Consider the following 13,806-nt stretch of genomic DNA (forward strand, 5'->3'; position numbering starts at 1 on the left):
CGATGCGCAGCATCGCCCAGCCGGGCGCGCCGGTACCCGAACGCATCCAGTGGGTCGAGGCGCGGGGACGGGCGTTTTCGTTCACGCTTGAAGCCGGCCTGCCGCTGCTGGAAGCCGCCCGCCGCGGTTTTGCCGAGGCCGGATTTGCCGGTGGCGTGCTGAGCCTGCGGGCAGGGGCGCTCGGCCCGCTCGCCTATGTGATGCCGGCGCTGTCGAAGACCGCCGCCAATGCCGCGTTCTACAGCGACACCTTTCGCCCCTCGGGGATCACCCGGCTGAAGTGCGCGGCGATGACGCTCGGCCAGCGCGACGGCGCGCCGTTCTTCCACTGCCACGGCCTGTGGACCGAGACCGACGGCCATCTGCATGGCGGTCACATCCTGCCCGAGGAGAGTTTTGTTGCCGAGCCGTTTGCGGTGGAGGCGTTCGGGATCGACGGCGCTGTGTTCACGGCCGAGCCGGACACCGAGACCAACTTCAAATTGTTCGGACCGGTAGCGTTTTCGAACGAAGTTCCGTGGGCCACGACGGACGCCGAAGGCGGGCACCGCGCCTTCGCCCTGCGGCTGCGGCCGAACCAGGATTTCGCCGTGGCCCTGGAAAATTTCTGCCGGCAGCGCGGCATCTTTCACGCCCGCCTGCACGGCGGCGTTGGCAGCACCATCGGCGCGCACTTTACCGATGGCCGCAATGTCGTGCCGTTTGCGACCGAACTGGCGATTACCTCCGGCACCGTCGGACCCGGCGCCGACGGCACGCTGGAGGCTACGCTCGACGTTGCAGTGGTCGATTATCTCGGCGGTATCGCCGAGGGCCGCCTGATGCGCGGCGACAATCCCGTGCTGATGACGATGGAGCTGGTGCTCGAGGTGCTCGACGACTAGGCACGATCGTAGCGAGAGCTTGAGGCGATTCACATTTCAAACAGCTATTGGCACCGTCATTCCGGGGCGGTGCGTAGCATCGAACCCGGAATCTCGAGATTCTCAGATGCGCAATTGCGCATCGTAGTTCGCCGCGTTGCGGCGCCCCGGAATGACGGCGAATACAGTTTCGCCTTCCCGCGGCGCTGATCGCCCGAAGTTTTGCTGGAAACCGTGCCCTCGATAGACAGAGGGCGCAGGGAAGACCGAATGTGCGCCGCACCCGCGGTCTCGTACACAGCCGGTATGGCTTGCCCCATTCATATTCCGACGGATACAGTCCCTGGTTGTAGCGGGAATTTGCCATGGCCTCACGACGCAATCGAACCATCAACCTGCCGGCGCCGTACCTTCGGCGGGTCTGGCTCAATCCCGCGGAGGTCTCTGACCCCGCAGCCTATCCGTTTTGCCTGCCGTTCCTGGTCGACGGCTTCGATCTGGAATTTGAACGGGCCATCACCATCATCGTCGGCGAGAACGGGACAGGCAAATCGACGCTACTCGAGGGGATTGCCGTGCTCGCCGGCTTTGACGAGGCCGGTGGCGGCAAAGGCTACCGGCCGGTCGATCATTCCAACGCCAGGGAGGTGATGGGCGGGGAGCTGTCGTCGGCTCTCGGGGCGAGTTGGCTGCCGAAGATCACCTACGGCTGGTTCTTCCGGGCCGAGAGCTTCTTTTCCGTCGCGAGATATCTCGACGAGGTCGGCAGCCCCTCTGCGGACTTCCTCTCCTACTCGCACGGCGAGGGTTTTATGCGCTTCTTCGAGGAGCGTTGTCAGCGCCAGGGCATCTTCATTTTCGACGAGCCGGAATCGGCGCTGTCACCCGCGCGTCAGATGGAATTCCTGAAACTGATGCGGCGGATGGATACTTCGGGCAACTGTCAGGTCATCATGGCCACGCATTCGCCGATGCTGATGGCCTACCCGCAGGCGCGGCTGTTGCGCCTATCGAAGTACGGGCTGGAGCCGGTAACCGTCGAGCAGACTGACCATTATAGGGTCTTGCGCGAGTTCTGTGCCGATCCGGCTGGCTTTGTGGAGGGCGCGATCGCTGAGTGATCGCCGGAACGGAGTGGGCATGGCCTCACGACGCAGTCGCCCGATCAACCTGCCGGCGCCGTATCTGCGGCGGATCTGGCTCAATCCGGCGGAGGTCTCTGACCCCGCAGCGTATCCGTTTTGCCTGCCGTTCCTGCAGGGTGAGTTCGAACTGGAGTTGGACCGCGCCGTTACCATCATCGTTGGCGAAAACGGGACCGGCAAATCCACCCTGTTGGAAGGGATTGCCGTGCTTGCCGGATACGACGAAGCTGGCGGTGGCAAAGGCTATGTGACGGTCGATCATTCATGGGCGTTGGAGAAAATGGGCGGCCAACTGTCGAAGGCATTGCGGGCCAGTTGGTTGCCCAAAATTACCAATGGCTGGTTTTTCCGCGCCGAAAGCTTCTTCTCAGTTGCGCGACATCTGGACGAGATGGCTCAGAAATACCCGCTGGGGGGAGGGCCTCCGCCGGATTTCCTGTCCCATTCCCACGGTGAAGGATTTTTGCGTTTCTTTGAAGAGCGCTGTCAGCGGCAGGGCATCTTCATTTTCGACGAGCCGGAATCGGCACTGTCGCCATCGCGGCAGATCGAATTTCTGAAACTGCTCCGGCGCATGGACGAGTCCCGCATCTGCCAGGTCATCATGGCCACGCATTCACCGATGCTGATGGCGTATCCCCAAGCCCGATTGCTGCGGTTGTCGAAGTACGGGCTGGAAGCCGTGACGGTGCGGGAGACCGACCACTACAAGGTCATGCGCGAGTTTTGCGCGGACCCGGACGGGTTCGTACAGGCGGCGATCGAGGAGTGAGACCGTAGGGTGGGTTGAGCAAAGCGAAACCCACCAAGAGAAGAGTGATGGATATTGCTTTGCTCGACCATCGTGGACCATCGCAGAGGGTGAACACCATGGCTCCCGTCGAACATCCCGGCCGCCTGCTGAAACGCGAATTGGCTGCCCGCAAGCTGCCAACCGGCTGTCGCGGGATATCGGCGTGCCGTCCGGCCGGATCACCGATATTCTCAACTTCCGACGTGCCATCACCGCGGACACGGCGGTCCGGCTCGGCCGCTATTTCGGCAACGGCGCGCAGTTTTGGCTGGATTTGCAGAGCCAATACGACATCGGAGTCGTCGAGCGGGAGAAGGGCGCCGAGATCGCCAAGCGCGTCAGGCCGGCGGATGCGGCGTGAGCGCTTCGCCGTTCCGCGTTACGATCAAAGGCTACGTTAGGCCGTAGGGTGGGTTGAGCAAAACCAACGGAAGAGCAATGGGTTTCGCTTTGCTCAACTGATCCTGCGCGGACTGTCCTTTAAGTGGATTCAAAACGGAATCTGATCGTCCAAAACGCGTTCCTTTGGGGTTGGTGGCAGGGCGGCCGCCGGCAAAGGCACATTGGTCACGACGAACAGGTTCAAAATATCCTCACGGTCCATAAACATAACTTGGCTGCGCTTGGAGGCATCAAGTCGTTCACCCAACCAATTCTTCGCTGCCTTAGTGATTTCGCCGCCAGCCACAATGAACGCGTGATCAACCAGGACCCGGCGACTAGTTTCGGGATCAAAGATCTCATGCCCGAGCATCATCGTAGTTTAATTCAGGATTTCAGCGACGTTGGCTGTGTCACCCTTGCGCATGCCAGCGGCGTCGAGTTTGTCGCGCTTTGCCTGCAGGCCGAAGTAAAGGACATGCTGCGTCGGGAGCGTGTAACGCATCCAGATATCTTTGCCGTATTCTAGTGCCTTGTCCCGATGACCAGCAGCCGTAACGCGATGAAATCCGAGTTGACGAAATAGCGGCAGCAGCACGTCTTCGATTAGTTGGTCTTCTGACGCCCTATCGAGAAAGGCGATCAGCAGTTCGCGACGCACGAGTTCGTCTTTTGAAAACGGACGATGAGGATTGGCCGTTGCTGAGGCGATCGCGCCCGTACCGATGTGTCGGAGATAGCATTTTTTATCCGCGGCATAGAACGCCTCGAAACCTTCACGAGCAAGCGAAGTGTTCAATTTGGTAAGCGCAGCGGTGCGCCCGGGGTCACTATCGGTAGCATCTCCAGCGTCCATCAACGTTGCGATGAGGTTGCAAAATGTCGTTGGAGGAGTCTGTGCGTCTGGGTGTGGTTCGGCCAGGATTTGTTCTAATACGTTCGAAACCCATGCAGCACGTGTTGATCCGTCATGAGCATAGTCGGTGTCCGCGTCACGAAAGAAGCGGGTGATTTGGCTGCTGCTGCGATAAATAAATGGCACAGCCTCGCCGTTACCGCAGACCATATCGGCAATCTCATCGACGGTGCGTTGTCTCCACTTCATCGACTGCCTCAATTTAAGGAACGACGCTACTCCGCCGCCTCGCTCGCCCCGCCACTCCGCTTCTTCCGCGGCGCGTCCGCCTTCGCCAGCACCGGCGCCAGAAACTTTCCGGTATAGCTGCGCGGCGCCTTGACGATATCCTCCGGCGGGCCCCAGGCGACGATTTCGCCGCCGCCGTCACCGCCTTCGGGGCCGAGGTCGATCACCCAGTCGGCGGTCTTGATGACTTCGAGGTTGTGCTCGATCACGACAACCGTATTGCCCTGCGACACCAGCTCGTGCAGCACTTCGAGAAGCTTGGCGACGTCGTGGAAATGCAGGCCGGTGGTCGGCTCGTCGAGGATATAGAGCGTGCGGCCGGTGGCGCGCTTTGACAATTCCTTGGCGAGCTTGACGCGCTGGGCTTCGCCGCCGGACAGCGTCGTGGCCTGCTGGCCGACATGGATATAGTCGAGGCCGACGCGGTGCAGCGTCTTGAAGGTTTCGCGAACACGGGGGACCGCCTTGAAGAACTCGGCGGCTTCCTCGACGGTCATGTCGAGCACGTCGGCGATGCTCTTGCCCTTGAACAGGACTTCGAGCGTCTCGCGGTTGTAGCGCTTGCCCTTGCAGGCGTCGCAGGTGACGTAGACGTCGGGCAGAAAGTGCATCTCGATCTTGATGACGCCGTCGCCCTGACAGGCCTCGCAGCGGCCGCCCTTGACGTTGAACGAGAACCGCCCCGGCTCGTAGCCGCGCGCCTTGGCTTCGGGCAGGCCGGCGAACCATTCGCGGATCGGCGTGAACGCGCCGGTATAGGTCGCGGGGTTGGAGCGCGGGGTGCGGCCGATCGGCGACTGGTCGATGTCGATGATCTTGTCGATATGCTCCAGCCCCTCGATGCGGTCGTGCGGGGCGGCGCCCTCGCTGGCGTTGTTGAGCTTGCGGGCGATGGCCTTGTAGAGCGTGTCGATCAGCAGCGTCGACTTGCCGCCGCCGGAAACGCCGGTGACGGCGGTGAACAGCCCCAGCGGAATTTCCGCCGAGACGTTTTTCAAATTGTTGCCGCGGGCGTTGATCACCTTGATGGTGCGGCGATGGTTCGGTGGCTTGCGCTCGGGGATCGGCACCGACAATTCGCCGGTGAGATACTTGCCGGTCAGCGACTTCGGATTGTTCATGATCTCGGCGGGCGTGCCGCGAGCCACGATGTGGCCGCCATGCATGCCGGCGCCGGGGCCGATGTCGAGCACGAAATCGGCGAGACGAATGGCGTCCTCGTCATGTTCGACCACGATCACGGTATTGCCGAGATCGCGCAGCCGCTTCAGCGTCTCCAGCAGCCGCGCATTGTCGCGCTGGTGCAGGCCGATCGAAGGCTCGTCCAGCACATAGAGCACGCCGGTCAGGCCCGAGCCGATCTGCGAGGCCAGCCGGATGCGCTGGCTCTCGCCGCCCGACAATGTGCCGGAGGCGCGCGCCAGGGTCAGGTAGTTGAGGCCGACGTCGAGCAGGAACGACAGCCGCTCGCGGATCTCCTTCAGCACGCGCACCGCGATCTCGTTCTGCTGCGCGGTCAGCGCCGCCGGCACGCTCTCGAACCATTCGCCGGCGCGTTTGACCGAAAGCTCGGAGATTTCGCCGATGTGCTTGCCGCCGATCTTGACGCACAAAGCCTCGGGCTTGAGGCGATAGCCGTTGCAGCCGGCGCAGGGGACGTCAGAGAAATACTTTGCCAGTTCCTCGCGCGCCCACTCGCTCTCGGTCTCGCGGAAGCGGCGCTCGAGGTTGGTGACGACACCCTCGAACGGCTTCTTGGTGTCGTAGGAACGCACCCCGTCCTCATAGGAGAACTTGATCTCGTCGTCGCCGGAGCCGTGCAGCAGCGCGGCCTGCGTCTTCTTCGGCAGGTCCTTCCACTTGGTGTCGAGCGTGAACTTGTAGAATTTTCCAAGTGCCGTCAGGGTCTGGATGTAATAGGGCGACGACGATTTGGCCCAGGGCGCGATCGCGCCCTTGCGCAGGGTCATTTCCTTGTCGGGAATGACGAGGTCTTCGTCGATATGCTGCTCGACGCCGAGGCCGCCGCAGGCCGGGCAGGCGCCATAGGGATTGTTGAAAGAGAAGAGCCTGGGCTCGATTTCGGGAATGGTGAAGCCGGACACCGGACAGGCGAACTTTTCCGAGAACAGAATCCGTTCCGGCCCGCTCTTGTCGTGGATCTTTGCGGTCTTCTTGTCGGATTTCTTTTCTTCCGCAGCACCCGCGGGCGCGTCGGCGTATTCGATCACGGCGAGGCCTTCGGCGAGCTTCAGCGCGGTCTCGAAACTTTCCGCAAGCCGCTGGCCGATATCCGGCCGCACCACGATACGGTCGACCACGACGTCGATGTCGTGCGGGAATTTCTTGTCGAGAGCCGGCGCCTCTGACAGTTCGTAGAAGGTGCCGTCGATCTTGACGCGCTGAAACCCCTTCTTGAGGTATTCGGCGAGCTCCTTCTTGTATTCGCCCTTGCGGCCGCGCGCGACCGGCGCCAGCAGATAGAGCCGCGTGCCCTCGGGCAGATCAAGCACGCGGTCGACCATCTGCGATACCAGCTGGCTTTCGATCGGCAGACCGGTGGCGGGCGAATAGGGCACGCCGACGCGGGCCCACAACAGCCGCATGTAGTCGTAGATCTCGGTGACGGTGCCGACGGTGGAGCGCGGATTCTTCGAGGTGGTCTTCTGCTCGATCGAGATCGCCGGCGACAGCCCGTCGATCTGGTCGACGTCGGGCTTCTGCATCATCTCGAGGAACTGGCGCGCATAGGCCGATAGCGACTCGACATAACGCCGCTGGCCTTCGGCATAGATGGTGTCGAACGCGAGCGAGGATTTTCCGGAGCCGGACAGCCCGGTGAACACCGCGAGCTTGTCGCGGGGAATCTCGACGTCGATGTTCTTGAGATTGTGCTCGCGCGCGCCGCGGATCGTGATCGCGCGCGAGGCCGAGCCGGCGTTCTGTTGGCGCTTCGCCCTCAGGATTTCATCCATAGCGGTATTTCCAGGCGCGTGTGACGCACGACGTTGGGCGCACCGCCGGGAGGTCCGGGACGCCGATGAGTGAAAGCTGGAACGTAGGAAGAACGGGGAAGGATTTCCAGTGCTGGCGGCTAGCCATCAACGGATTGTTTTGGTCCATGGCGTTTTCAAGCGAAGTGGGTATCGGTTCGCGTGAAGAAAACGCGTCAGACGGAGATTTGGCAGCAGCGGTCAGCAGCTCCGGGCAAACATAAGTTCCGCCGACAAACAAAAAGGCCGGCGCGAGGCCGGCCTTTCGGTATTTGGTCGGCTGAAAGCCAAGCTCAGTACTTCGCAATCACCGGGCCGCCGAACCGGTAGTTCAAACGGGCTGTGAACAGATCGACGTCCTGACGGATGCGATCGGTGCGGGTGGTGCCGATAAAAGGCGCCGTGCCCGTGCCCGTGAACGTGACGTCACGATCGCCCATGAAGAGATGATCGTATTCGAGCGCGAACGACCAGTTCCGGGAAAAGGCGAATTCGCCGCCAACACCGACCACGCCACCCCAGCGGGTTTCGCTCGCCGAGTCGACGTTGGGATTCAGGATCGCCGCGTTAGTGATGAAGCCATTGTACTTGTCGTGGGTGACGGCTGCGCCGCCCTTCACATAGAGCAGGAACGTGTTCCAGGAATAGCCAACCTGGCCGGTGAACAGGCCAAAGGAATCGATCTTGGTCTGGTTTGAGGAGTCGCCCAGAGCGCGGAAGAAGATATCGCTGACGTTCGAGCCCTTGATGTCGGCCCAGTTGCCCTGCGCTTCGATGCCGAACACCCAGGCTGCGCTCTGCCAGCGATAGCCGACCTGACCGCCGATGGTGCCGCCGCTCGCATCATGGCATCCCTCGGCAATCGACGTCACGAAGATCGTGCTCCGTCCCGCGGTACGGTCCCAGCACTTGTGGCTCCAGCCGCCGCCGCCGTTGATACCGAGATAGAAGCCGCTCCAGTCATAGACGGCGGCAATCACCGGCGCCGGCGCCTTGGTGTAGGGACGGGCGGCCAGATCGGCGGCCGAGGCGGGGGCGGCAAGGCCGAGCGCTGCGAGGCCCAGTACAGTCGAAACGAGCTTCTTCATGTAAAAATCTCCAAGTTCGCAATATAACTTCGGGAACAAATCTACCCCGTCACAACCAGGAAGGCTGTAGCCGCGAAAGCACATCCCGGGAGATAACCGAACCCGGGCCGGCGAGGCCGGCGCAGAAGAGATTTCCGGCCGCAAAACAAAAGGCCGGCGCGAGGCCGGCCTTTAGTCTGCTCGAGGGAGGCGGCGAAGCTCAGTATTTCGCGATCACCGGGCCGCCCCAGCGGTAGTTTACGCGGACGGTTGCCATGTCGACGTCCTGGCGAATGTTGTCGGCGCGTGAAACCGCGATGGCCGTTGCCGGGAAGACAATATTCGGAGTGCCCATGAACAGGTGGTCGTATTCGACGGCGACGGACCAGTTCGGCGCAAAGCCGACTTCGAAGCCGGCGCCCACGGTGCCACCCCAACGGGTGCCGCTCGCCGAATTGAACACGACGCCGGTTGCGGTGAAGACGTTGCTGTATTTGTTGTCGGTGACCGCAGCGCCGCCCTTCACGTAGAGCAGGATGTTGCTCCAGGCGTAGCCGACCTGGCCGGTGAAGAGACCGATGGCGTCGATCTTGGTCTGGTTGCTGAAGGGAATGATCGCCGTTGCACTCGAACTCGATCCCGTCAGGTTGGCCCAATCGCCCTGGGCTTCGACACCGAACACCCAGTTGGCCGACTGCCAGCGGTAGCCGAACTGACCGCCGGCAAGTCCGCCGGTCGCGTTGTGGCAGCCCTCACGCGGGGTATTCGCAAGCGCGACGCCATTGTCGCTGGTCAGGTTCCAGCAGTTGTGGCTCGATCCGCCGCCGCCATTGAGACCGACATAGAAGCCGCTCCAGTCATAGACCGCGGCAATCATCGGCGCCGGCGCCTTGTTGTAGGGGCGGGCGGCGAGATCCGCCGCCGAGGCCGGGGGCGTGAGGGCCAGCGCGCCGACACCGACTGCGGCGAGCAGAAATTTTCTCATCTCGTACCCCTTGGGAATCTATTCTGGAGACTTTCGTTGTTCCCAAGCTACCAAGGCGTGCAGTCGATGGCTGTTACATCTTGGTCACAGTTTGACATAATGTCGCACCGGTTCGATTTCGCCATGCGAAAGCAGGCAAACAAAAAGGCCGGCGCGAGGCCGGCCTTTCGCAGTCCGTTGACGCAGTAAGCTCAATACTTGGCGATAACCGGGCCGCCGAACTTGTAGCTCAGGCGGGCGGTGACCATGTCGATGTCCTGACGGATGGTCTCGGTGCGCGAAAACGCACCGGTGGTGGAAACAAAGGTCAGGTTGCGGTTGCCCATGAAGCCATGGACGTAGTCGATGCCCAAAACGACGTTCGGCGTAATACCGAAATCGAGGCCGGCTCCAACTGCGCCGCCCCAGCGGGTATCGCTGACATTATCGAGCACTGTACCGATACCGGTGGCGGTTCCCTGGAACTTGTCGTTGACCACCATGCCGCCGCCCTTCACGTAGAACAGCACGTTGTTCCAGGCGTAACCGATCTGACCGGTGAACACGCCGATCGCGTCGATCTTGGTGTTGTTGGTGACGCCAGTCACAAACCTGCCCCCGGGCACGAAAATCAAGCTGGTATTGGATGCCGTCAGATCAGCCCAGTCGCCTTGGGCTTCCAATCCGAACACCCAGGCGCCGGCCTGCCAGCGGTAGCCGGCCTGACCACCGACCACGCCGCCGGACGCATCGTGACAACCTTCACGTCCGCCGGGGCTCGTAAACACGGCAATCACACCGAAGGTGAACGGACCCGTATCCCAGCATTTGTGGGACCATGCGCCGCCACCGTTGATACCAATATAGAATCCGCTCCAGTCGTAGATTGCGGCAACCATGGGCGGAGGCGCCTTGGTGTAGGGACGGGCGGCCAGATCGGCGGCTGAGGCGGGCGCGGCCAAGCCGAGCGCAGCGAGGCCAAGTGCGGCTGAAATGAGCTTCTTCATGAAAGTCTCCCCGATTCTCACGATTGAACTTCAACCACGAGTTTACCCCGTCACAACCTGGAACGCTGTAGCAGCGCGAACACACTCCGGAAGATAACGCAGCCTGCGGGCCGGAGCAGGGGGAACTTGCGGCCCCAAAAACAAAAAGGCCGGCGCGAGGCCAGCCTTTCAGTATCCTGTTTGACGCTGCTTGTATCAGTACTTCGCGATGACCGGGCCACCCCAGCGGTAGTTGACGCGGACGGTAATGAGGTCGGCGTCCTGCTTGATGCTGTCGGTGCGGGTGTTCAGGCCTGCGACCGGGTTGACGCTGGTGAAGGTGTTGCCGTTCGTTCCCATAAACAGATGGTCGTATTCGACTGCGGCCGACCAGTTCGGCGCGAAGCCGAATTCGACGCCGGCGCCGACCGCGCCGCCCCAGCGGGTTTCGCTGGTGCGATCGATCACGAGGTTGGTAGCGGTCAACACGCCTTCATAACGGTTGTCGGTAACCGCGGCGCCACCCTTCACATAGAGCAGGGCGTTGTTCCAGGCGTAGCCGATCTGGCCGGTGAACAGGCCGAAGGCATCGATCTTGGTGCGGTTGGTCGAGACGCCGAGCGTGGCGAGGCTGGCATTGCTGCCGCGGAAGTCAGCCCAGTTGCCTTGCGCTTCCAGGCCGAACACCCAGTTGCCGGCCTGCCAGCGGTAGCCGATCTGGCCGCCCGCGGTGCCGCCGGTCGCGTCATGGCAACCTTCGGCAACCAGAGCAGTGGCGATGCCGCCAATGGCGGTGTTGGTGTAGCAGTTGCGGCTCGAACCCCAGCCGCCGTTGGCGCCGATGTAGAAGCCGCTCCAGTCATAGACGGCAGCGATCATCGGGGCGGGCGCCTTGGTGTAGGGACGCGCAGCGAGATCGGCAGCAGCGGCGGGAGCCGCGAAGGCGACGAGGGCAACCGTGCCCAGCAGAAACTTCTTCATGGTCCACTCTCCAGCTGTTGGCCGCTTCTCGTTGGTCCCGAAGCGTTTTCGTGATGACGCGAGCGCCGCATCGTTGGAACAATCCATACGCCGGATCGATTGAAAAAGCCGTCGCCGAAATGCAACACTCGGGGGCGAAATGCGGTCCGGCAAGTTAATGATTTGTTTATGGTATTTCGGCCGCGCTGAGAAGAACCGGGTTCCACTTTGGCGGTTCGCTTCGGGCTCGCGCAAAGTGAGCACTGGATGACGTGCGGTTGCGTGGAACAAAACTGGAACATTGGTTTCGGGCGTGCTATATGTGGATAACCGGGGGATTGCCGATCGAACGCTAAGTCGGCAACGCCGGCGAGCGTATAGGGTCGCTTCGGATGGTCCTGGGTTTGGCCTTTGGTCGGACAGGATGACGGACAAAGCGACAGGTTGAAGCTGCAGGCGGCCGGCGTGTGACGGCAGGCCCGGCGATGTCTTGACAGTGATTTTGAGTGGAGAGCGGCGATGGCGGGAAGCGTGAACAAGGTGATTCTGGTCGGAAATCTCGGCAAGGATCCGGAAATCCGGCGGACACAGGACGGGCGGCCGATCGCCAATCTGAGCATCGCGACCAGCGAAACATGGCGCGACAAGAACACCGGCGAGCGCAAGGAAAAGACCGAGTGGCACCGCGTCGTCATCTTCAATGAAGGGCTTTGCAAGGTCGCCGAGCAGTATCTGAAGAAGGGCGCCAAGGTTTACATCGAGGGCGCGCTGCAGACCCGCAAATGGACCGACCAGGCCGGCGTCGAGAAATACTCGACCGAAGTCGTGCTGCAGGGCTTCAACTCGACGCTGACGATGCTCGACGGCCGCAGCGGCGGCGCTGGCGGCAGCTTCGGCTCGGACGATTCCGGCGGCGATTTCGGCGCCGAGCGCTCGGTCAGTTCGGCGCCGCGGCGCGCGGTTGCGGCCGGCGCCGGCGCGCGCAACAACGACATGGACGACGATATTCCGTTCTAGGACGAGGTATTAGAGCGATCATCCGGTTGATCGCACCGAGCCGTTGTTCGGTCGCCTATGGCACGACAAAGCGGTCGACCGCCGAAAGCACCTGCTTTCCTGCAAGGTCCCTTGCCACGAACCGGATGCTGCCGCTCACGGGGTGGACCATGGTGACGGCGACGCGGACGGCCTCGGAGCCGTCGGCCGGTACGGTCACGGGCTTACCGGGCTCGCCCCCGATAAGTGTCAGGCTTGCCTCCGCGCCTTCCGCTTTCAACTCGAACGCGTGCGGCACACCGGATTTGTTGAGCAGCTTGATCGTATAGCCGTTGCGGACTGAGCCGTCCGACAACATTACCGCCAGCGGGCTGCGGTCATGTTCGACGGTGATCGAACCGGTCGTGCGGTTGGCGAACATGATGGCCATTCCCGCAGCCAACGCCACGCAGGCGCCGGCAAGCCCGACCGTCTTCGGACGGACGAGGCGTGAAACGCGGGCTTCGCCCTTACGTTCGCGCTCGATGTTGTTCCAGCTTTCGTAGTCGATCAGCCCGCGCGGGCGGGATAGCGACGCCATCACGTTGTCGCAGGCGTCGACGCAGAGTCCGCAATTGATGCAGGCGAAGTTCGGTCCCTCGCGGATGTCGAGGCCGATCGGACAGACCGTGACACATAGGTTGCAGGCGACGCAGTCCCCGGCCTTTTCGCCGCGACTTCGCAGCTCGATGGCCTTCTTCGCCGAGGTCCGCTGTTCGCCGCGATAATCGCGATAGTTGACCGTGTAGGCTTCGGGATCCCAGATCGCGCCCTGCAGTCGCGGCCACGGGCACATGAACGTGCAGACCTGGTCGCGCGCAAAGCCTGCCAGGCCATAGCTCGTTCCGGCAAACACCGTGATCCAGGTCCAGACCGAGGCGGAGGCCTCACCATGCACAATCGCGCGGATAAGCTGGGGAGCGTCGGCAAAATAAAAAACCAGCGCGCCCCCGGTTGCGAATGAGATCGCGAGCCAGGCGGCATGCTTGGCGCCGATCTCTGCGATCCGGCGAAACGTAAGCGGCGCGCCGATCTTCTTCAGCCGCTCGCGCCGGTCGCCTTCGATCAACCGTTCCACCAGCAGGAAGAGGTCGGTCCACACCGTCTGCGGACAGGCGAAGCCGCACCAAACGCGGCCTGCCAACGCATTCGCCAGGATCAAGATGGCGGCGGCCAGGATCATCAGCCCGGTAACGTAATAGAGCTCCTGTGGCCAGATCTCGATGAAGAAGCCGTAGAGCCGGCCATGCTCGAAATCGAGCAGGATCGCCTGGCTCGGCTCGCCCGGACCGCGGTCCCACCGCAGGAACGGTGCGGTGTAATAGACGCCGAGGGTCAGAACCAGGATGACCCATTTGAGCCGGCGGATGCGGCCTTTCACGGATTGCGGGACGACCTTGGCGGTCGTGCCAGACGCGGCCGCCTTCTTGGCGCGCGCGCGGGCGTGATCGATCTCGATGGTGAGCGCCATGTTC

Annotated in this window: 14 protein-coding genes; 5 read left to right on the forward strand and 9 right to left on the reverse strand. The window is 62.2% G+C overall.

What is annotated here, in order from left to right; genetic code table 11:
* Positions 1-2 precede the first annotated feature (2 nt).
* From FFI89_RS16875 to FFI89_RS16895, 4 genes are all read left to right on the forward strand, one after another.
* Positions 3-884 (forward strand): PCC domain-containing protein, encoded by an 882-nt coding sequence (locus tag FFI89_RS16875; protein WP_138838416.1) that lies wholly within the window; start codon positions 3-5, stop codon positions 882-884.
* A gap of 344 nt (positions 885-1,228) precedes the next feature.
* Entirely contained in the window at positions 1,229-1,984 is a 756-nt protein-coding gene (locus FFI89_RS16885; protein ID WP_138838420.1) for an AAA family ATPase, read from the forward strand.
* A 19-nt stretch (positions 1,985-2,003) separates the two neighbouring features.
* Complete coding sequence (locus FFI89_RS16890; protein WP_138838423.1) at positions 2,004-2,780, forward strand: AAA family ATPase; 777 nt, start codon at positions 2,004-2,006, stop codon at positions 2,778-2,780.
* A 184-nt stretch (positions 2,781-2,964) separates the two neighbouring features.
* A complete protein-coding gene (locus tag FFI89_RS16895) occupies positions 2,965-3,162 on the forward strand; it encodes a HigA family addiction module antitoxin (RefSeq protein ID WP_246669172.1) in 198 nt (65 codons plus the stop codon).
* Between the two features lie 129 nt (positions 3,163-3,291).
* On the opposite strand, the gene FFI89_RS34720 is transcribed toward FFI89_RS16895, so the two are convergent.
* From FFI89_RS34720 to FFI89_RS16930, 8 genes are all read right to left on the reverse strand, one after another.
* Positions 3,292-3,558, reverse strand: a complete 267-nt coding sequence (locus FFI89_RS34720) for a hypothetical protein (RefSeq protein ID WP_210249005.1) — start codon at positions 3,556-3,558, stop codon at positions 3,292-3,294.
* Between the two features lie 6 nt (positions 3,559-3,564).
* The gene (locus FFI89_RS16900) at positions 3,565-4,287 is read right to left on the reverse strand and encodes a hypothetical protein (RefSeq protein WP_210249006.1); all 723 of its coding nucleotides are present in this window, start codon (positions 4,285-4,287) and stop codon (positions 3,565-3,567) included.
* Between the two features lie 26 nt (positions 4,288-4,313).
* Positions 4,314-7,301: an excinuclease ABC subunit UvrA gene (uvrA, locus tag FFI89_RS16905; protein ID WP_138838425.1), complete on the reverse strand. Its 2,988-nt coding sequence runs from the start codon at positions 7,299-7,301 to the stop codon at positions 4,314-4,316.
* The gene (locus FFI89_RS16910) at positions 7,294-7,626 is read right to left on the reverse strand and encodes a hypothetical protein (protein WP_138838427.1); all 333 of its coding nucleotides are present in this window, start codon (positions 7,624-7,626) and stop codon (positions 7,294-7,296) included. Before FFI89_RS16910 ends, uvrA begins: the two co-directional genes overlap by 8 nt.
* A complete protein-coding gene (locus FFI89_RS16915) occupies positions 7,613-8,407 on the reverse strand; it encodes an outer membrane protein (protein ID WP_138838429.1) in 795 nt (264 codons plus the stop codon). Before FFI89_RS16915 ends, FFI89_RS16910 begins: the two co-directional genes overlap by 14 nt.
* Positions 8,408-8,606: 199 nt before the next feature.
* The gene (locus FFI89_RS16920; protein ID WP_138838431.1) at positions 8,607-9,371 is read right to left on the reverse strand and encodes an outer membrane protein; all 765 of its coding nucleotides are present in this window, start codon (positions 9,369-9,371) and stop codon (positions 8,607-8,609) included.
* Between the two features lie 191 nt (positions 9,372-9,562).
* Positions 9,563-10,357 (reverse strand): outer membrane protein, encoded by a 795-nt coding sequence (locus tag FFI89_RS16925; RefSeq protein ID WP_138838433.1) that lies wholly within the window; start codon positions 10,355-10,357, stop codon positions 9,563-9,565.
* Positions 10,358-10,552: 195 nt separating this feature from the next.
* Positions 10,553-11,317: an outer membrane protein gene (locus FFI89_RS16930; RefSeq protein ID WP_138838435.1), complete on the reverse strand. Its 765-nt coding sequence runs from the start codon at positions 11,315-11,317 to the stop codon at positions 10,553-10,555.
* Positions 11,318-11,815: 498 nt separating this feature from the next.
* Between FFI89_RS16930 and FFI89_RS16935 the strand changes: the two genes are divergently transcribed.
* Positions 11,816-12,313: a single-stranded DNA-binding protein gene (locus FFI89_RS16935; RefSeq protein WP_138838437.1), complete on the forward strand. Its 498-nt coding sequence runs from the start codon at positions 11,816-11,818 to the stop codon at positions 12,311-12,313.
* Between the two features lie 55 nt (positions 12,314-12,368).
* Here FFI89_RS16935 and ccoG read toward each other — a convergent pair whose 3' ends face one another.
* A complete protein-coding gene (gene ccoG / locus FFI89_RS16940; RefSeq protein ID WP_138838439.1) occupies positions 12,369-13,802 on the reverse strand; it encodes a cytochrome c oxidase accessory protein CcoG in 1,434 nt (477 codons plus the stop codon).
* Positions 13,803-13,806 lie beyond the last annotated feature (4 nt).

Source organism: Bradyrhizobium sp. KBS0727 (assembly GCF_005937885.2).
Lineage (GTDB): Bacteria > Pseudomonadota > Alphaproteobacteria > Rhizobiales > Xanthobacteraceae > Bradyrhizobium.

What these genes read in the sequence shown, in the direction of transcription:
- FFI89_RS16875 (WP_138838416.1), top strand. Translation starts at nt 3, where the DNA reads ATGCGCAGCATCGCCCAGCCGGGCGCGCCGGTACCCGAACGCATCCAG.
- FFI89_RS16885 (WP_138838420.1), top strand. Translation starts at nt 1,229, where the DNA reads ATGGCCTCACGACGCAATCGAACCATCAACCTGCCGGCGCCGTACCTT.
- FFI89_RS16915 (WP_138838429.1), bottom strand. Translation starts at nt 8,407, where the DNA reads ATGAAGAAGCTCGTTTCGACTGTACTGGGCCTCGCAGCGCTCGGCCTT.
- FFI89_RS34720 (WP_210249005.1), bottom strand. Translation starts at nt 3,558, where the DNA reads ATGATGCTCGGGCATGAGATCTTTGATCCCGAAACTAGTCGCCGGGTC.
- FFI89_RS16930 (WP_138838435.1), bottom strand. Translation starts at nt 11,317, where the DNA reads ATGAAGAAGTTTCTGCTGGGCACGGTTGCCCTCGTCGCCTTCGCGGCT.
- FFI89_RS16920 (WP_138838431.1), bottom strand. Translation starts at nt 9,371, where the DNA reads ATGAGAAAATTTCTGCTCGCCGCAGTCGGTGTCGGCGCGCTGGCCCTC.
- FFI89_RS16935 (WP_138838437.1), top strand. Translation starts at nt 11,816, where the DNA reads ATGGCGGGAAGCGTGAACAAGGTGATTCTGGTCGGAAATCTCGGCAAG.
- FFI89_RS16925 (WP_138838433.1), bottom strand. Translation starts at nt 10,357, where the DNA reads ATGAAGAAGCTCATTTCAGCCGCACTTGGCCTCGCTGCGCTCGGCTTG.
- ccoG (WP_138838439.1), bottom strand. Translation starts at nt 13,802, where the DNA reads ATGGCGCTCACCATCGAGATCGATCACGCCCGCGCGCGCGCCAAGAAG.
- uvrA (WP_138838425.1), bottom strand. Translation starts at nt 7,301, where the DNA reads ATGGATGAAATCCTGAGGGCGAAGCGCCAACAGAACGCCGGCTCGGCC.
- FFI89_RS16890 (WP_138838423.1), top strand. Translation starts at nt 2,004, where the DNA reads ATGGCCTCACGACGCAGTCGCCCGATCAACCTGCCGGCGCCGTATCTG.
- FFI89_RS16900 (WP_210249006.1), bottom strand. Translation starts at nt 4,287, where the DNA reads ATGAAGTGGAGACAACGCACCGTCGATGAGATTGCCGATATGGTCTGC.